The 20008-nt window shown below is 30.1% G+C and carries 15 protein-coding genes and 1 other annotated feature; of the genes, 13 read left to right on the plus strand and 2 right to left on the minus strand.

The window, feature by feature from the left end:
• Positions 1 to 40: 40 nt before the first annotated feature.
• The 6 genes from HYG84_RS09905 to HYG84_RS09930 all read left to right on the plus strand — a co-directional run bounded on the left by HYG84_RS09905 (position 41) and on the right by HYG84_RS09930 (position 7649).
• Complete coding sequence (locus HYG84_RS09905; RefSeq protein ID WP_212376494.1) at positions 41 to 733, plus strand: response regulator transcription factor; 693 nt, start codon at positions 41 to 43, stop codon at positions 731 to 733.
• A gap of 2 nt (positions 734 to 735) precedes the next feature.
• Positions 736 to 2160, plus strand: a complete 1425-nt coding sequence (locus HYG84_RS09910) for a sensor histidine kinase (protein WP_212376495.1) — start codon at positions 736 to 738, stop codon at positions 2158 to 2160.
• Positions 2161 to 2271: 111 nt separating this feature from the next.
• The gene (locus tag HYG84_RS09915; RefSeq protein WP_212376500.1) at positions 2272 to 3423 is read left to right on the plus strand and encodes a YibE/F family protein; all 1152 of its coding nucleotides are present in this window, start codon (positions 2272 to 2274) and stop codon (positions 3421 to 3423) included.
• Between the two features lie 99 nt (positions 3424 to 3522).
• Positions 3523 to 5298, plus strand: coding sequence for a sigma-54-dependent Fis family transcriptional regulator (locus HYG84_RS09920; RefSeq protein WP_212376503.1), 1776 nt, complete (start codon positions 3523 to 3525; stop codon positions 5296 to 5298).
• 177 nt (positions 5299 to 5475) lie between these two features.
• Positions 5476 to 6765 (plus strand): L-cysteine desulfidase family protein, encoded by a 1290-nt coding sequence (locus tag HYG84_RS09925; RefSeq protein WP_212376506.1) that lies wholly within the window; start codon positions 5476 to 5478, stop codon positions 6763 to 6765.
• A 470-nt stretch (positions 6766 to 7235) separates the two neighbouring features.
• On the plus strand, positions 7236 to 7649 hold the full coding sequence (locus HYG84_RS09930) for a hypothetical protein (RefSeq protein WP_212376508.1): 414 nt from the start codon (positions 7236 to 7238) through the stop codon (positions 7647 to 7649).
• Positions 7650 to 8412: 763 nt separating this feature from the next.
• Here HYG84_RS09930 and HYG84_RS09935 read toward each other — a convergent pair.
• Complete coding sequence (locus HYG84_RS09935) at positions 8413 to 9417, minus strand: ABC transporter substrate-binding protein (RefSeq protein WP_330655427.1); 1005 nt, start codon at positions 9415 to 9417, stop codon at positions 8413 to 8415.
• Positions 9418 to 9606: 189 nt separating this feature from the next.
• Here HYG84_RS09935 and HYG84_RS09940 point away from each other — a divergent pair, with 189 nt between their 5' ends.
• The 5 genes from HYG84_RS09940 (at position 9607) to HYG84_RS09960 (ending at position 16206) form a co-directional block, all read left to right on the plus strand.
• On the plus strand, positions 9607 to 9927 hold the full coding sequence (locus HYG84_RS09940; RefSeq protein ID WP_212376511.1) for a hypothetical protein: 321 nt from the start codon (positions 9607 to 9609) through the stop codon (positions 9925 to 9927).
• 116 nt (positions 9928 to 10043) lie between these two features.
• Positions 10044 to 10586: a CDP-diacylglycerol--glycerol-3-phosphate 3-phosphatidyltransferase gene (gene pgsA / locus HYG84_RS09945; protein ID WP_212376513.1), complete on the plus strand. Its 543-nt coding sequence runs from the start codon at positions 10044 to 10046 to the stop codon at positions 10584 to 10586.
• A gap of 126 nt (positions 10587 to 10712) precedes the next feature.
• Positions 10713 to 10939: a binding site (T-box leader), on the plus strand.
• 56 nt (positions 10940 to 10995) lie between these two features.
• On the plus strand, positions 10996 to 13650 hold the full coding sequence (locus HYG84_RS09950) for a valine--tRNA ligase (RefSeq protein ID WP_212376514.1): 2655 nt from the start codon (positions 10996 to 10998) through the stop codon (positions 13648 to 13650).
• Between the two features lie 132 nt (positions 13651 to 13782).
• Positions 13783 to 15075, plus strand: a complete 1293-nt coding sequence (locus HYG84_RS09955; protein WP_212376516.1) for a bifunctional folylpolyglutamate synthase/dihydrofolate synthase — start codon at positions 13783 to 13785, stop codon at positions 15073 to 15075.
• 183 nt (positions 15076 to 15258) lie between these two features.
• Positions 15259 to 16206 (plus strand): YncE family protein, encoded by a 948-nt coding sequence (locus HYG84_RS09960; RefSeq protein WP_212376518.1) that lies wholly within the window; start codon positions 15259 to 15261, stop codon positions 16204 to 16206.
• Between the two features lie 92 nt (positions 16207 to 16298).
• On the opposite strand, the gene HYG84_RS09965 is transcribed toward HYG84_RS09960, so the two are convergent.
• The gene (locus HYG84_RS09965) at positions 16299 to 16826 is read right to left on the minus strand and encodes a DUF4364 family protein (protein WP_212376520.1); all 528 of its coding nucleotides are present in this window, start codon (positions 16824 to 16826) and stop codon (positions 16299 to 16301) included.
• A gap of 756 nt (positions 16827 to 17582) precedes the next feature.
• Between HYG84_RS09965 and HYG84_RS09970 the strand changes: the two genes are divergently transcribed.
• Both HYG84_RS09970 and HYG84_RS09975 read left to right on the plus strand, forming a co-directional pair.
• The gene (locus HYG84_RS09970; protein ID WP_212376523.1) at positions 17583 to 17963 is read left to right on the plus strand and encodes a hypothetical protein; all 381 of its coding nucleotides are present in this window, start codon (positions 17583 to 17585) and stop codon (positions 17961 to 17963) included.
• A 100-nt stretch (positions 17964 to 18063) separates the two neighbouring features.
• Positions 18064 to 20007 carry an ABC transporter permease gene (locus HYG84_RS09975; protein ID WP_212376528.1) on the plus strand — a complete coding sequence of 648 codons (1944 nt, stop codon included), beginning with the start codon at positions 18064 to 18066 and terminating at the stop codon, positions 20005 to 20007.
• Position 20008 lies beyond the last annotated feature (1 nt).

Consider the following 20008-nt stretch of genomic DNA (forward strand, 5'->3'; position numbering starts at 1 on the left):
GGTATTTTGTAGTATAATAAATTAGAACGGAGATGATAAAATGATTAATAGTACTAAAACTGTTCTTGTAGTGGATGATGAGGAGAATATAGTTAACGTTGTAAAGGCCTATTTAGAGAAAGAAGGCTATACTGTATTAATTTCATATAAAGGTCAAGAAGCTTTAAATATATTTGATGAGAAAGAAATTGACTTTATTATATTAGACCTAATGCTACCTGATTTGTCGGGAGAAGAAGTGTGTAAGAAAATAAGAATAAAATCAAATGTACCTATCTTGATGCTAACAGCTAAGGTCGGTGAAGGCGATAGGATATATGGATTAGACATCGGGGCAGATGATTATATGCCTAAGCCATTTAGTCCGAAGGAATTAGTAGCTAGGGTTAGGGCAATTTTAAGAAGAACAGCTGGAAATAGAATAGCTACTGAAATACTAGAACTTAATAGTGGAGATCTAACAATTAATTTTAAAAATATGGAAGTAAAAAAACAAGGTAAGCTGGTAGACTTAACAGCTACAGAACTTAGACTTTTAAGTTTATTGGCTCAAAATATAGGTATGGTTTTCTCGAGAGATGCATTAATTGAGAAAGTGCTTGGATATGATTATGAAGGCTATGATAGAACAATAGATACCCATATCAAAAACATAAGACAAAAAATTGAGGACAAAGATATTAAATATATTGTTACTGTTTATGGTGTAGGATACAAATTTGTGGAGGAATAGGAATGTTTAATAAACTTAAGTCTAGACTTATTTTGCTTATTATGGGTGGCGCAATATTTGCTATTGCATTGGTGAGTATTATTACTAACGTTACACTATTTAACCAGTTCGATATATACATGGCTACGAAACAGGATAAAAAAATAGATGCAGTAGTTGATATGATCTATGAAGCATATATTACAGATGGTTATTGGTCAAATAAGGTTCTACAATATATTAGCTTATCTCCCTTAACTAGTGACTTTGATATCGTAATTAAGGATAGTAAAGATAGTATTATTTTTGAAGATGTTTTAGATGATACAATGGTAAGTCATCATAATCGAATGATGCAAAGAATGGGACATGGGATGATGAGGAAAAATTATTCTAATAGTATGGATGAATTAGCGAAAAATGAGGATTATGTTAAGACAAGTTATACATTAAATGTGGATAATAATAAGATAGGAACTGTTGATATTGGCTATGTAGGCCCTTTTTATGTATCTGAAAGTGATGTTATCTTTACAGAAGGAATCAACAGATCTATATTTTATGCAGCACTTATTTCAATTTTAGCTTCTATTATTTTAGGGCTTTATTCATCAAAAGTTTTTTCAAAGCCTATTCTAAAAATAACTAAGGTGGCCAACGATATACGTGATGGGAAATTGGATACTAAGGTGGATGAGAATAACAATATTATTGAGTTAAGAGAACTGTCTAAATCTATAAATCATCTTTCAAAGTCCCTAGGTGAGCAAGAATTATTAAGAAAAAGATTGACTTCTGATATTTCACATGAATTAAGAACACCTCTAACCGTACTACAAAGCCATATTGAAGCTATAATTGATGGCGTGTGGGAACCTACTGAAGAAAGGTTAAATGTTTGTAAAAATGAGGTTGTACGCCTAATTAAACTTGTTGAAGAACTTAAATATTTAACTGATATAGATAATCGTAAAATTATATTAGAAAATAAAAGTTATAATTTGTCTAGAGAAATAATAGAAGTTGTTGAAGGTTTTAAGTCACAATTTATAGAAAAGGAAATTACTTTAAATAGTAATATAATGGAGGATGTTTTTTTAGTAGGAGATCGGGATAAAATTAGACAAGTGATAATTAATCTACTCTCAAATGCATTAAAATTTACTAATACAGGTGGTAGAGTAGAGGTTAAATTAGAGGATAATGGAAATGAGGTAGTTATTACAGTTAATGATAATGGTATTGGCGTAGATAAAAAGGATATACCTTATTTATTTGAAAGATTATATAGAAGTGATATTTCTAGAAATAGAAAAACCGGAGGTATGGGCATAGGTCTTACTATTACTAAATCGTTAATAGAGGAACATGGTGGTAGAATTGAAGTGGAAAGTGAGAAGGATAGAGGAACTAAAGTTATAGTTAAGTTACCCAAAAAAGTAAAATAAGTAAATCCATATTACAAAAATAACTTTTTTGTTTTTTCAAAGCATTGAAATTTAAGGACTATTAGTTTATAGTATAATTATTCATATAAATATAAAGGAGGGGACGATATATTGAAAAAATTTATTTTAATATTGGTCGCGTTATTGATAATTATAAGTCCTAGTACCTTTAGTTATGCAGAGGGCGAAATAGGAACTACAGAGCAGGTTCAGTCAGAATTGGTAAAGGCAAAGATTTTAAATGTTGAACAATTAGAAAATGATCCTGATAATCCAATTTTTACAAAGCTTATGATGGTAAAAGTTGAAATATTAAATGGTGAATATAAAGGAGAACAATTTGAAATACCTCATAATTTAACTGGAAGTTATGGATATGACATTGATGTAGAACCAGGAGATAAGGTATTAGTTACAGTTGAAAAGATAGAGGATGGTAGTGTAGAGGTATATATTTCTGAACACTTAAGGGATACATATGTTTACATTGTCGCCGCAATATTTGTTGCTCTAATATTAATTATTGGTAGAGTAAAAGGTTTAAAAACAATAATTACTCTAATACTAACTATTTTATTAGTATTAAAGGGATTATTACCAGGATTACTAGCAGGCTATAATCCTATATTATTAACAATTGGTATAGCCTTTATTATTACAGTTGTAACAATTTTAACTGTTGGTGGTATAAATAGGAAAAGCTATGCGGCAATTATTGGAGTGCTAGGTGGAGTTTTTGTAGCAGGTTTAATTGCTTATGTTATAGGTTCCAAAGTTAAGCTGACAGGATTATCTAGTGAAGAAGCAGTAATGTTAATGTATATACCACAAGGAATAAAGTTTGATTTTAAAGGACTATTATTTGCTGGTATTATTATGGGTGCTTTAGGGGCAGTGATGGATGTAGGTATGTCAATTTCCTCATCTATGGAGGAGATTAAAAATGCAGATCCTACTATGTCAACAAAGACTTTAATAATGTCTGGTATGAATGTAGGTAAGGATATTATGGGTACTATGGCTAATACTCTTATATTAGCTTATACAGGAAGTTCTATCCCTTTATTGCTACTATTTACTGCTTATGGAGAAGACTTTACTAAAATTATTAATCTAGATATTATAGCTACAGAAATTATACGTGCATTTGCAGGTAGTATAGGACTTATTTTATGTATCCCATTAACTGCATTAGTGGCAGGAGTGTTAATGGAGAAACATAAAACTGCTGAAGAAAATATAACTGATATGGATAAGATATAGGGATCCCTATATCTTATTCAATATAAACAATGGCTCAGTTAACATTGGGTCTTAGGATTATTAGATATCAGATTAATGTATTAAAGAGGATGATTGAAAATGGATTTAAGAAAAATTGTATCCAGTGTTCAAAATATTTCAGAAGCAATATCTAGTGTTATAAAAGTAGATGTAACGGTTGTTGACAATAAGCTAAATAGGATTGCTGGTACAGGGTGCTATAAGTGGAGAATTGGGGAGACAGTAAGTAATAACTCTGTTTTTGGATTTGCACTAAGACAAGGAGAAAGTTTTATTATAGAAAATCCAGGAGAGCATAGTGCGTGTTTAAAGTGCGATAATATAGGAGACTGCAATGAATATGCAGAGGTTTGTTGTCCTATTAAGATAGAAAATCATATAGTTGGTGTTATTGGATTAATTGCATTTGAGGAAGATCAAAGAAGTGCTATTGTTAGCAATCAGAAAAATCTAATTAAGTTTTTAAACAAGATGGCAGAATTGATTTCATCTAAGCTTTTAGAACAAGAAAATACGGATAAAATTAAGCTTTTAGCAAGGGAGCTAGAAATTGTACTAAATTCTGTAGATAAAGGAATTATTGCTGTTGACAATATTGGTCAGGTACTGCGTTATAATAAAAAGGCAATTGAATTATTTAAAATTGATGAAAATATTGCTGATAAAATGAATATTCGTGATTTTATTGGAGATTTTGATTTTACATTACTGGTAAATGAATGTGCAGGAGTAAAGAATATTGAATTTATATATAATAGAGCTAAGCATCGGTTTAGAGGTGTTTTTGATGCTAATATTATTAGCCTAGAAAATAAAACTTTTGGTTTCTTGTTTACCTTTAGTAATCTTTCTGAAGTATTAAACATTGTAAACGACATTACTACTGGAAATATTATGACTAACTTTGAGGATATTATAGGGAATAGTATCTCATTTAAAAATGTAAAGATTAAGGCAGAAAGAGCTGCAAGATCAACTTCTACTATATTAATTCAGGGCGAGAGCGGAACTGGAAAAGAGTTATTTGCAAGAGCAATACATCTACATAGTTATCAGAATAATGGGCCATTTATTGCTATAAATTGTGCTGCAATTCCAGAACAACTTTTGGAAAGTGAACTTTTTGGATATGAGGAAGGAGCATTTACAGGTGCTATAAGAGGAGGTAAGGCCGGGAAATTTGAATTGGCCAATAAAGGAACTATTTTTCTTGATGAGATAGGAGATATGCCCCTACATTTACAAACTAAGCTTTTAAGGGTACTACAAGACCATGTAATAGAAAAGGTAGGGGGCAAGGAACTTATACCAATAGATGTAAGAATAATCGCGGCAACTAATAAGGATTTAGAAAAAAAGGTTTTAGACGGAGAATTTAGACAAGATTTATTTTATAGAATTAATGTTATACCTATTAATATTCCACCTCTTAGATATAGATTGGACGACATATTTATATTGGTCGAATATTTATTGGGAAAATGCAATGATAAGTTAGGAAAACACATTAATCAAGTTGATGAAAATGTATTTAATATTTTTATGAATTATGAGTGGCCAGGAAATGTAAGAGAGCTAGAAAATACTATAGAATATGCTGTTAATATGTGTACTACTAATATTATAGAAGAAAAAGACTTGCCTAATAGGCTAATAAGAAAGAATAGGATGCGAGATAAGAGTTGTTTTGAAGGCATAACTCCTATTAAAGAATTAGAAAAAAAAGAAATTGAAAAGGCACTTCTATATTTTCAAAATAGAAATCAGTCTATTAACTGTGCAGCAAAGGCATTGGGTATAAGTAGGGCGACCTTATATAGAAAGATAAAAGAATACGAAATAAAGATAATATAAACAAAAGCAGTCTCAAAATGATACGAAATATCATTTTGAGACTGCTTTTATAAAACTATTATCATTTTGAGAAAAAGTATTAAAATGATGGCTATTTTTCAATGATTTTATGTTGGCATGGTAATTGCTTTTTAAATCTATATAGTGAAATATAGACTTAAGAGGAGGTCGATTAGCATGCAATTAGAAGAATTGATATTAAGAACATTAAAAGAGGAAGTAGTACCAGCAATGGGATGTACAGATCCAGTAGCTGTAGCTTTAGCATGCGCAAAGGCTATGGAGTTAGTTAATCATCAAGAAATATTAAGTTTAGATATTTGGCTTAGTCCAAATATTTATAAAAATGGATTAGCTGTAGGAATACCTAATACTAATGAAGTAGGATTACCCATTGCGTCAGCACTAGGGGCAATGGGTGGACGGAGTGAAAAGGGCCTCGAAGTACTAGAAGGGATTACTGATAAGGAAATAGAATTGGCAAATAAATTGATCGAAAGCGATAGAATTTCTATAAATATTAAAGATACAACAGAAAAAATATATATAGAAGTAAAATTGTATACTGAAAAAGGATATTCTATCGTAATTATACAGAACAAACATAATGAATTTGTTTATCTAGAAACAGACAAAAAAATAATATTAAATAAAATACAAACTAATAATGAAAATATAAAATCAATAAATCCTTTATATGAATTAAATATAAAAGATATTATAAGTGAAATTGAAAGGATAGATTATGAAAAGCTTAGTTTCATGTTAGAAGGTTTAGAAATGAATGAGAAAATAGCAATGGCTGGACTAAGTAAAAAGTCTGGTATGTCAGTAGGATTAACAATCTACGAAAATGTACAAAAAGGAATTTTAGCTGATGATTTAATGAATAGAGCTATGATGTTAACGGCAGCAGGAGCTGATGCTAGGATGTCTGGTATTAATATGCCAGTTATGAGTAGCAACGGAAGTGGAAATAATGGTTTAACTGCTATTTTGCCTATTTTAGCTTATCATAAAAAATTCTCTGTTGATAACGAAAAATTAGCTAGAGCTATAGCTATTAGTCATATTTTAAATAGTTATATTAAGCACTATATAGGTAGATTATCAGCTTTATGTGGTTGTGGAGTAGCTGCTGCAACGGGAGCAAGTGTGGCTATAGCATGGTTAATGGGAGCTAAAGAACAACAAATAGATGCTGTAGTTAAAAATATGCTAGCAAATATAAGTGGTATGATTTGTGATGGTGCTAAAGTAGGTTGTGCATTAAAACTTGCAACTTCTGCATCGGCAGCAATTCAATCAGCATTATTGGCTTTAAATGATCAAGTTGTTCCTAATAAAAATGGAATGATAGCAAATACCGCTGAGGATACTATTAGAAATCTAGGTATATTATCGGAGGAAGGAATGAACGTTACAGACCATGTAATATTAAAAGTTATGAGACAAATGGAAGCATAATATTAATTTAAAAGATTAAGAGAGTGTAAATAATTTTGGCAACGATTTTTATCATCGGATAGTATGCCTTTAACCCAAGTAGCATAGGCTGTTCATCACCCGTTATGGTTTAGTCGCTAAGTTTCTCTAGGAGGTAATGCATCATCTTTTCTAGATATGAGGCACTATCCGTTCTTCGAACATAATAATAAGTTGATTGATGTATTGGACCTAGTTTCTATGATGCTGGGTTCATTTTTTTATGATATTTTTACTGGATAGATAAAGCATCTTTGAATTAGTGCCTTAGTATACGCTGTGGCGATTGCCTATTTTAATCCAGTTAAACCTTCTACACCACTTTTTTAAAATTAATTTTAAAAAGTGGTTGATTATCTTGACTTAAATTTCTTTTTATATAGTGTAAGACGAAACAAGTTGGCCAACAGAGAAAGTCTTAAAAAAATAAAAAAACTAAAGGAGGAAATGTAATGGTAACTTATTCAATACCAAGTCGTTCAGATGGCATAACTATAATTACACAATTAAGTGCTCAAAGATATGGTCAAGAAACAGCTCATACATTCTTAAAAGGAGCAAAAGCTCGTGAATTTGCAAGAGGACTTAGAGATTCATCTGTAAAGAGCGTACTTACGCTAATATTAGGCTTAACAAGTGTTTATACCGGTATTTATGCAGGGGTATATACATTGTATAAACAAAGTATTATTGATCAAATCATGGATTATTCAGATACTTACCCAGGAGTTTATATAAAAGTAATTGATTCAACTTATGGCCGATTCTATGCTGTAGAGCCTTGGGAAGATACATCAAGGGCTACTGTAAGTTTAGTAAACTCCGAAACTACTTCTGAAAGGATTGCAGAAGTGATTCGCTATTAGTCAAAGTATAAAATAACTTAATGTATATAGTGTATTATATTTAAAAGGCGCATCTTTATGATGTGCCTTCTCTGCCTTTTTATATAAGAAACTCAACACCTGTATTTTATGCTTTTAGGTATACTTGAATCCATATATTACATATGATATTATTGCGAGTATGAACTACATTAAAATTTGATTAGAAGGGAGTTGACAAAAGTTATATGACTTATAATGAGAGTACAATTAAAGTATTTATAATAATTGGTTTTTTAATTCTAATAAGTGCTATTATACAAAAAAAATTCCCTTATCTATATGAAAAAATAGTAGTTTGGGATAATTCAAAAAATATCTTTAAATTCAAATCTAAATTCATCTCAAAATTAATAACTGCATGTTCTTTTTTTATATACTCAATATTTATGGCTCGATTTCCTAGCTTAAGGAGAGTTGAAGTCGCATTTGTATTTGTTATTTTATATCACATTTACATTTGGATTTTTACAAAAATACTTCAAAATAAAGATAAACAAAAATGATTATATTAGATAATTGAAAATTTATTTTCTTTAAAGTAATATCGCTCCGGTAATTTATAATGATATAGAACACATGATTATAGTAACAAAGGATGCAAATGGCTATTATTCCAAAAGTGAGATTGTACTTAATGAAGAAGAAACTAACGTTATAAAAGTTAAAGATTTAAGTAATATAATAATCACATTCTCATATAAAGAACCCACTGATGTTTAAATTAGTGGGTTTTAGTATAATACTATTTATTTTTCATTGCCTCTTCTGCAAATTTTGTAGTAACAACTTTATCGTATGGCACTCGCTGGTTTAGCTCTCCCGCTTCTGTCATGACATCTTGAAGCCTATTCAGACCTTCTTCTGTCATTATAAGATCTGGAGCCCAAGCGCCTATAGAACGGTATCTGTCTGCTACATTGGCCAATACATCTAAATCAGCATCTGGAAAGTGGGGTTGTAGCGACTTTGCTATCTCTTCCGCACTATGACTTTCAACCCATAGCGTCCCTTTATATATTGCATTACTAAACTTTTGTATTATATCAGGATTCTTTTCTATATAGCTCTTTTTGGCACTGTATGCTGTATAAGGAATATATCCACTTTCTTCTCCGACTGAAGCAACTACAAATCCTTTACCTTCTTTTTCCATCAAAGATGCTACTGGCTCGAAGAGTGTTGTGTAATCCCCTTCTCCACCAGCAAAGGCACCAGCCATTACATCGAACTGAATGTCGGTACGTACATTTAAGTCTTTACCAGGTACTAAGCCATTTTTCTTTAAAACATACTCTAATGTCATGTTAGGCATTCCGCCCTTACGTCCACCAAGTAGTTCTTTTCCTCTAAGATCTTCTAATTTAAAATTAGGGTTTGGCTCTCTAGCCACTATAAATGAGCCATCACGTTGAGTTAGTTGGGCAAAGTTAATAGCGTAATCCTCTTTACCTTGATTATAAACATAGATTGAAGCTTCAGGACCCATAAAGCCAATTTCCACTTGATTACTTAATAGAGCTGCCATGGTCTTATCAGCACCTTTACCATCTATAATCTCGACCTTTAACCCTTCTTCTTCAAAGAACCCTTCAGTAACTGCGATATAATGGGGTGCATAAAATACGGAATGGGTTACTTCCATTACTTGTATTTTAGTAAGTTTTGTCTTACCACTGCATCCTGATAAGATCATGGTAGTAATCATTAGCAAAACAATTAGAAAGCTAAGATACTTTTTGTGTATCAATTTAATCCCCTCCAGCTTAAAAATAGAAAACTATGTAATCTATTATATTCTTATGTAAAATTTGTGTTACTTCATTGATAAACAAAGATAGTCGTTTAGAAGGGGTTTTACGACTGTTTGCTATCAAATGAATAAGAATGAAAAAACTGGCATAAAATCTTAGTATAGCGGACTAGAGGGGGGATTAGATTGTTCAATATAAAGGTTAATTATGGAACTAAAAGTAGATATGGTTATATAAAAGGAGAAATTGATAATTTTAGCTGGTTTGCATTAGTTCATAAGGATGAAGTAGAATTTGGAATAAATCCCGAAAATTTAGAAATAGGTAAAGGTAGAGTATCTAGATTATGTTTATATAAGGATATACCTATGTCAAACTATACAAAGAGACTAATTTATGCTAATTATAAAAGAGAATGGGATGTATTTAATAGAACCTATGAAGAAATGATAATGGATTTAGTTGGATATTTAGATAGAATATATTCTATTAAGGCAGTAAAATAGTATAAAGCTTAAATCAAATAATTTCTGGTATAAGTTTTGCAAATTTAATAAAATATGGTATTATTTATATTGTATGGTACATAGTCACAAAAATTGCTCTGAGACGAGGTGTATTAATGAACTTACCAAACATATTGACTACCGTGCGTTTTATGCTTATACCATTATTTGTAGGAGTATTTTTTTCACCTTTAGAAAAAAGCTTATTATATTCTGTTATAATCTTTATTCTTGCAGGAATTACAGATGTTTTAGATGGATATATTGCAAGAAAATATGATGTTATAACTAAGTGGGGACAAGCTATGGATCCATTAGCAGATAAATTAATGCAGCTAACAGTACTTATCTGCTTTACATTAAAGCAGTTTATACCAATATGGGTTATAAGCATATATGGAATAAAGGAGATTTCTATGATACTGGGAGGAATTGTTCTATATACTAAGAAAGATAAATTAGTAGTCCCAGCAAATTCCTATGGAAAGATAGCCACTATAGTTTTTTATATCGCTATTTTAGCTATAGCTTTTGATTTTATATATGGTAAAGCCTTGATTATAATTGCAGCATTACTTACTTTATATGCATTTGTAAGATATGCACTCTTAGGAATACAGGAAATAAAAAAACCGCCAATCTCTGGAACACCTGAGTAAAAATTAGTATTATAATATAATTATGGTGATGTTATTTAAAGATTATGTTATATAATAAAAAATAAATTTGAGAAACCTATTGACAAATCCTGTTAAATGGTTATAATAATATTAAATTTTATTAAGTAATCAACAATGATGAAGAGGAGTAAATAGTACACCCTTAAGAGATAAAAACCCATAGGCTGAAAGGTTTTTTAGGGCAAAGGCTATTGAAGGTAGCTTCTGAGTTTCTACGCTGAATAGAGTAGGTGTAGACGGGTAAACCGTTATATTTATTTAAGTGTCTATTTACATTATTTTTTGTAAATAGAAATTAAGGTGGTACCGCGAATATATCCTTCGTCCTTATTTTGGACGGAGGATTTTTTTATTTAAGAAAATATAAAATTTGAAGGAGGAATAGGTAATGGAAAATAATTTAGAAAAGAATTATAATCCTCAGGCGTTTGAAGAACGTATTTATAAACATTGGATGGATGCTAATTATTTTAAAGCAAAAGTAGATCCAGAAAAACAACCATTCAGCATTGTTCTGCCGCCACCAAACATAACAGGACAACTCCATATGGGTCATGCACTAGATCATACACTTCAAGATATTTTAATTCGTTGGAAAAGGATGCAGGGTTATGAAGCATTATGGCAGCCAGGCACAGACCATGCAAGTATAGCAACAGAGGTAAAGGTAGTTGAAAGTATTAAGGAAGAAGAAGGACTAAGTAAGCTGGATGTAGGTAGAGAAGGATTTTTAGAAAGAGCCTGGAAGTGGAAAGAGGAGTATGGGGGAAGAATAGTAGATCAAATGAAAAAATTAGGGGACTCTTGTGACTGGTCTAGAGAACGATTTACATTAGATGAAGGACTTAGTAATGCAGTAACAGAGGTATTTGTTAAATTATATGAAAAGGGATTAATATATAGAGGAAATCGTATTATTAATTGGTGTCCAGAGTGTAAAACTTCTCTTTCAGATGTAGAAGTTGAACATGATGAGAAGGCAGGACATTTTTGGCATATAAACTATCCAATTAAGGATAGTGATGAAGTAATAGAAATTGCAACAACAAGACCAGAAACTATGCTTGGTGATACAGCTATTGCAGTACATCCAGAAGATGAAAGATATAAGCACTTAATTGGTAAATATGCAATTTTACCTCTAGTTAATAGAGAAATTATCATAGTAGCCGATGAATATGTAGATCCTAAATTTGGAACAGGAGCTGTAAAAATTACTCCAGCCCATGATCCTAACGACTTTGAAGTAGGACTAAGACATAATCTTCCTCAAATTATTGTTATGAATGATGATGCTACAATAAATGCAAAGGGTGGCAAATATGCAGGTATGTCAAGATACGAGGCAAGGAAGGCTATTGTAAAGGATTTAGAGGAACAAGGATTGTTAGTTAAAATTAAGGAGCATAGCCATAATGTAGGCCAATGCTATAGATGTGATACAGTAGTAGAACCTTTAACATCAGATCAATGGTTTGTAAAAATGGAACCTCTTGCAGCACCAGCTATTGAAGCTGTTAAGGATGGAAGAATTAAATTTGTTCCAGATCGTTTCTCTAAAACCTATCTACATTGGTTAGAAAATATTAGAGACTGGTGTATTTCTAGACAATTATGGTGGGGTCATCGTATTCCAGCTTATTATTGTTCTGATTGTGGACACCTAGTTGTTTCAAAGGAAGCACCAACTACTTGTGAAAAATGTAATTCAAATAACTTTAAACAGGATGAGGATGTATTAGATACTTGGTTTAGCTCAGCTCTATGGCCATTTTCCACATTAGGTTGGCCAGAGGCAACTAAGGAACTTGAATATTTCTACCCAACAGATGTATTAGTAACAGGATATGATATTATTTTCTTCTGGGTAGTTCGTATGGCTTTTTCAGGACTAGAGTTTATGAATGAGATACCATTTAAACATGTATTTATTCATGGACTTGTAAGAGATGCAGAAGGTAGAAAAATGAGCAAATCCTTAGGGAATGGTATTGATCCCCTTGAAATTATAGATCAATATGGAGCAGATGCATTAAGATTTACTTTAGTTACGGGAAATTCCCCGGGAAATGACATGCGATTCCATATGGAAAAATTAGAATCTAGTCGAAATTTTGCAAATAAGCTATGGAATGCTACAAGATTTGTATTAATGAACTTAGATGTTGATTATATTGATAAGGACAGTGTAGAGGCTGAACTTACTGTAGTAGATAGATGGATAATTTCTAGACTTAATAAAGTATCCAGAGAAATAACAGAAAACATGGATAAATTTGAGTTAGGTCTTGCTGTACAAAAACTTTATGATTTTATATGGAATGAGTATTGTGACTGGTATATCGAGTTAGTAAAGCCAAGACTTTATGGCGAAGACATTAATAAGAAAAGAGCAGCACAATATACTCTAACTTATATATTAGAGAATATTTTAAAACTGTTACATCCGTTTATGCCATTTATAACAGAAGAGATATGGCAAAATTTACCTACTGTGAAAGATAGTGTAATTGTAGCAGAGTGGCCTAAGTACAAAGAAAATGAAATATGCAGTTTAGCAGAAGAGCAAATGGAATTAATCATGAATGCAATTAAAAGCATTCGTAATGTTAGAGCAGAGATGAATGTTATCCCTTCAAGAAAAGCAAAGCTTATTGCTCTAACTACAAAGGATGAAATTGCTAAAACAATATTAGACAACGAGGAATATTTTAGGACTTTAGCAAGTGTTTCAGAAATTGAGTTGGCAAAAAGTAAAGATCAAATACCTTCTGATGCTGTATCTACAGTTATTCAAGGAGCCGAGCTGTTTTTACCTTTAGATGACTTAATTGACTTTGAAAAGGAAATTGAAAGATTAGAAAAGGAAAAGTCAAAACTAGAGGGAGAAATTAAAAGAGTAGTAGGTAAACTTTCTAACGAAGGATTTGTTAGTAAGGCGCCAGCTCATTTAATAGAGGAAGAAAAGCAGAAACAGGCAAAGTATGAGCAAATGCTAAACAGTGTGTTAGAAAGATTAGAATCACTAAAAAATAGAGGATAAACAATATAAACAGTAGCCTGCATTTAATGTAGGCTATTTTTACTTAATAAAAAATAAGATTTAATATATATCCAAACTTTGATATTATAATTAAAAGACTAAATATTATAACATTTAGAATGGAGTGGAAAAATGAATTATCAGGAAGCCTTGGATTACATTCATGGAACTTATAAATTTGGTAGCAAATTAGGTTTAGAAAATATAAAGTATTTATTAAGCCTATTGGGTGATCCACATAAAAAACTAAAAATTATACATGTAGCAGGGACAAATGGCAAAGGATCGACCTCTTCATATATACACAGCATATTAAAAGAAGCAGGATATCGTGTTGGACTATATACCTCACCATACCTTGAGGAATTTACCGAAAGAATGAGGATAAATGGTGAAAATATTCCGAAGGATAAACTGGCTAATATAACTGCTATTGTTAAAGAGAAAATAGAAGGAATGGTTAATGAAGGGAAAAATCATCCTACGGAGTTTGAGGTTGTAACAGCTATAGCATTTTACTATTATGCTAAGGAAAATATAGATTTTCTTGTATTAGAAGTAGGGCTTGGTGGCAGATTGGATGCGACTAATGTTGTAGAAGATCCACTTCTATCTGTAATTACACCTATTGGACTGGATCATACAGAATATTTAGGAGATACACTAGATAAAATTGCATATGAAAAAGGCGGTATAATTAAAGAAAATAGCTTGGTATTATCTTATCCTCAGGAAGCGGAAGTTATAGATGTATTTAGAAATTTATGCGCGGAAAGAAATAGTAAACTTTTCGTAACAAGCTTTAACGAGTTAACCATACATAAAAGTACTATAGAAGAACAAGTTTTTTCAGTAAATATATTAGGTAATGTTTATGATAATATAAAAATACAATTAGTTGGAATCCACCAAATATATAATGCTTGCACAGCTATTGGTGCAGTTGAAGTTTTGCGTAAGTATAGAAATATTAATATTAGCGATGAAGCAGTATTAGGTGGGCTTTATAATGCAAAATGGCCAGGTCGCTTCGAAGTTTTACAAAGAGATCCGGTAGTAATTATTGATGGAGCACATAATCTACATGGTGCAGAAGCGCTTAGAAAAAGTATAGGGGCTTTACTAAAAGATTATAAAATTACTTTTGTTATAGGAATGCTTCAAGACAAGGATGTGGAAGGAGTGCTTAAGGATCTTATACCTTTAATGAGTAAGATTATTGCTACAAGGCCAGCTAATCCAAGAGCTATGAATGCAATAGATTTGGCAGATAAGTTAAAGGTATTTGGAAAAGAAACCTATGTAAGTGAAGATATTAAGGAAGCGATAAACATGGCTATTGAAGAAACAGAAGCAAATGAAGCAATTATTTTTGCAGGGTCACTTTATATGATAGGAGAAGTAAGAAAATTATTAATTAAATAAGCCGTAGATTTAGGTGTTAGATTTAAAATCTCTTATAAGGACAATAGGCAATATTATTATTTTAATAAAGAAAAGATATAACACGTATCCTCTGTCACATATATAAAATGCAATCATAAGATAATAAATATAGTTGAGTAGTCGGAAATATATTTTGTATACTTTTGATTGAGAGGTGATGGGATGAAGTGTTTATCCAATGACACTTTAATCATTTCTAACTTCTCCGATGATTCTATTTCCGTTATAGATTTAGTCGGAGGAAGAGAAATCCAAAGAATTAAATTATGCTATAATGGACAACGCTCTTCATCTTCACAATTCGGGCCTCACCATATTGCTCTGGATGAAAGAAGTAAACTTTTGTATGTCCCTAATAGCTGGCACAGTAGTGTTTCTGTAGTAGATTTAATTAGTGAGAAGATAATTGATACTATCTTTGTAGGAAGTTGCCCAAGTCAAGTTATCCTATGCCCCAAATACAATCATATATACGTGGCAAATACGGATTCTAATAGTCTGTCGATTTTAAGTATGGATAATCTGAAATTAATTATACAGCTTCCTACAGGAGAAATGCCTCACGGTATGGCTATGACAAATGATCAGGAGCGCATTTTTATAGGTAATTATGGTTCTGGCGAGATAACTGAGATTGAAACTAGAACAAACGAGAGACTTAAAAACCATAAGGTGAAATGTAACCCATGGCATTTAAGAATTGATGCTAGTGGTGAGTTTTTATTTGCAGTTAATTATAGTGATCAATTTAGTCGAAAAGGAAAGGTAGTTATTTACGAAACAAAAACATTAAAAGAAATAAAAACAATAACTATTGGCAAAATGCCAGTTGAAGCAACTAGTGATAAAACAAATGAATACTTATATATTACAGATTCTGATATGAGCTGCGTTCATATATATGATATACAAAATAATAAATATTCTGGAGAGATTAAAGTTAACTCTATGCCCCATGGTATAGAGTTAGATAGCGAAAAAGGAAGACTCTTTGTTACTAGTATACAGAAAAATACGGTTGATATAGTTGATACACATACAAGAAAAGTGATACAAAGTATATCAGTAGGTAAAGAGCCTACTAGCATAATTAAAAAATCCTTTAATTAAATCCTACTCTAGTGTTATTACTTATACAACTCATATAGCTGGCATATTTCTACATAGTAGATATTATGCCAGCTAATACTTTAAACATAAAACTATTCAATTAATAGATTGATAATTTGACCATACAGGCTTGGAGCACTTTCACGCCATTTTTCACAAATTTGTTTTGCATGTTTATTATTAGCTACACTTAATTTTAAATTAATAATAGGCATGTCTTTCTCAATTACTCCAAGCTTAACTAAATATTCATCATCTTTTATCTTTATGTAATCAGCCTTAACTTGTGTGTTCTTTATAAACTTTTCTTTTTGAACATTTAACAATTGATCTATTCGATCAATTTGAGATTTGGGGATACGATTAACAAAATAACTTAATGCGCTTTTTCCCTTTTCTGTAATTATAAAAATATGTTCATTATCCTTTTGTTTTTCAATAATAAACTTTGAATCCTTTAGCTCACCTAAAAATTGTTGAAGCATAAAATAATTCATAATATCATTTTCTAAAACAAACTGAGTAATCTGTGGGTTTGACATTGGAAACTCAATACGATCAAATATATGAAGAAGAAGCAGTTTGTTTTCTGCTAACTGTTGAGAGTTATTGGTAAACATAAATACACCTCTTTCTAAAAACGTTTAACCTTTATATAATATATTAATCTATTTATAGCTATTTTTAAAGTATAATTGTTGAAATGAATTATAATATATGACTTTTAATCTAAAAAACAAGATGATATTTAAAGAGGCACTGAAAAAGCATAGTTTTTCCGGTACCTTCTTTAAATAGACTATTTTTTAATATATTGGATCTACTATAGGTGATAAAGGTGTAAATGGCATTGTAAAAGAAGACAAACTAGGCTTCTACAATATATATTTAAGCTAAGCGTTGAGATATTGATAGAAGAGTTAGAATATCCGAATTAGAAAAAGTTCTATACAAAACTAATAATTTTAATGAAATTGTTGTATGTGTCGGAATATGTTCTATAATGCCATATGGTTATCATTGAATAATATGAAAACATATAGTAGTATGTTATTGAGTACAAGTCATGGTAAAATATGTAATAAAATATTAAATTTGGTATATAAACTTGTATTCTTATAAATGATTATTATAACTTGTAGTTCTTCCTTATACATGCTTTGATGTTTAAAATAATGTGATTAACATTAATGGTATATTTCACCACATACTTTTTTGGTTTTATAAAATCATATTTTAATATTTATCAAAGAATAACTTGCTAATACTCTAAATTATGATTTTATAATAAATATGAATATATACATGTATATATATAAATCAAACTAAATGGTGCATCATTTAGTAAAAAAATCAAATTTATGGAGGGTATAATAATGAAAAAAAGTAAATTGCTTATTAATTTAGCTTTATGTCTTGTCGTTTTGATTTGTTTTTCAGTTAGCGTGAATGCTGAAACTGCTTCTGTTGTTCTAGATGCAAGTGAATCGTCTGATTCTACAGATATTATTGGCCTTAGTGATTATGTAAATTATGAGGCAGCTAATTCGCCTAACTCACTGTTTAGTGTTTATGCTACTGTACATCGTTCTTTTCCCGGAAAAGGGTGGAGTAAAGAAAGAGAATCGCTTATGGCTAAAGGTACCGGCTCTAAAGGCAAAGTTACCGCTACTCAAGATGCAAATTGGCAATTAGAATTAAATCCTAAAGGATGGGGCTTTATAGGGTGTGAAGCTGTAGGTTCAATTTGGTATTAAACAGATGTTTATTAACTATTTCTAGCATATAATCATTAGATGGAGAAGAAATTCTCCATCTAATAATTTTATAAAATTTGCAATTTAAAGGGGAATTTAAATGATTACTTTAATAAGAAATAATTTTAAGTTATTTTTTAAAAGTATATATTTAGCATTAGGATTCTTTATATTTTCTATTGTAGTAAATGTGTATTTAATTGAAGGTATTTATAAATTGTCAATACATAAAGATGCACTATATTATCTAATTCATAGTCAAAAAATTAGTATAATTTATTTTGTTTTCTTTGTATTTATATCCTATGAATACTTAGTAAAAAGTAAAAATGAAAGCATATTAGAATGTTTTTCAGTGATAAACAATGGAAAATTTGAATTGTATTTTTCTAAATTAGCAGTATTGGTGATTACAATATTAATAATGACTTTAAATATAATGATATATAATTATATTGTATATTTTGTTATGAATGTAAATTCATTACCTTATGCGTATCATATATTCTTAAATAATTTTTTAAATGTTTTTTTAGTATCATTTTTAGGTGTTTGTATAGGGACTGTAACTTCATTATATTTAAAAAGATTTCCGGCATATCTTATAATGATATTCTCAACAGTTTTAATAAGTCCTATTTGTGAATTCGTACCTTATGTACTCTTTATGGGTTTTGAAGTAAATATATATCCACTTAGAGAAATATTTGATATTTTACCTCCAAATTTAGATTGGGTTGAAGAAGAACTATATGGATTGTCAATAGAGCCTTATAGATGGAACTTGTTAATATTTTGGATATGTTTTTTGAGTTCCTTTGTATTGTTAAAATTAAGCACTAAAAAATATAAATTATTAAATTTTGTAGCCATAATATTACTATCTTTTTCACTTATCAATTTGTATTCATATACTAAACCAGGTAGCATCGTAAAGAAAGATTATAACCCTAACAGTTTTGTGGCCTTTGATGAATTGTATTATATAAAGGATGTTCAAAAAGAAGAAAATGTAGAATTTAATATTTTAGCATATGATATGGATCTTACTATAGGCAGGCAATTACATAGTGATATAAAAATCTCCTTAGATGAAAAAGAATATTTAAATAGCTATAAATTTACCCTATATAGAAATTATAATGTTGAAAAAATACTTAGTAAAAAAAATGAAATATTAGAATTCAGAAGAGAAGGGGATTATCTAGAAGTATTCAACCCTACTAATGAAAAACTAGAAGAAATAAGAATTTTATATAGTGGATATAGTCCAGTATTTTATAGCAATTCTCAGGGAGTTTTACTTCCAGGCTGTTTTCCGTACTATCCAATAGAAGGATATAAAAAAATATATTTGAAGGAACAATCTGTATATATTCCAATAATAAGAGATGATAGTATTAAATTTAATGTATCCATAAAATCTAACTTAGATATTTACTCAAATTTACAAAAAGAGAATAATAATTTCTTTGGTGAAGCACAAGCGGTTACCTTAATTGGAGGTTTTGTAGAAGAAAAGAATATTGGAAATAATATTTTTTATGGCTTAACTTTAGAAAAATTAAATACAAATGCTTTATTAGATATTAACAATATATTGCAACCATACAAAAACATGTTTCTAGAAAATGAGGAACTTAATATTACTGGCAAAAAAATTTTTCAATCTCCAGCTACATTTACTAGTCGTGTAATGGATAATGGTTTAGTAAGTTTTAAAGACCATATTTTTGTATATAGTTTAAATAAAGAAAATTTAATACATGATTTCTTGCAATCTACTATACCACAAGATATTAAAAAAATAGAAATTAAAACTATATTCTTTGATTATCTTTTATATAAGAATAGAATTCTTAATATCCCTAAAGAAAAATTAGAAAATAACAAATCTTATAAATTGCATAATTTATTTTTGAAAAAAATAAATGAATTAGGAGAAGATTATGTTCTTAAAAATACTTATGATTTTTTAAGAAATAAAAATGATACAAGAGATTCAACTACATTTATTAGAGATTTAACAAAAGGAGGTAGTTAAA

The sequence above is a fragment of the Alkaliphilus sp. B6464 genome (genome assembly GCF_018141165.1).
Taxonomy (GTDB): domain Bacteria; phylum Bacillota; class Clostridia; order Peptostreptococcales; family Natronincolaceae; genus Alkaliphilus_B.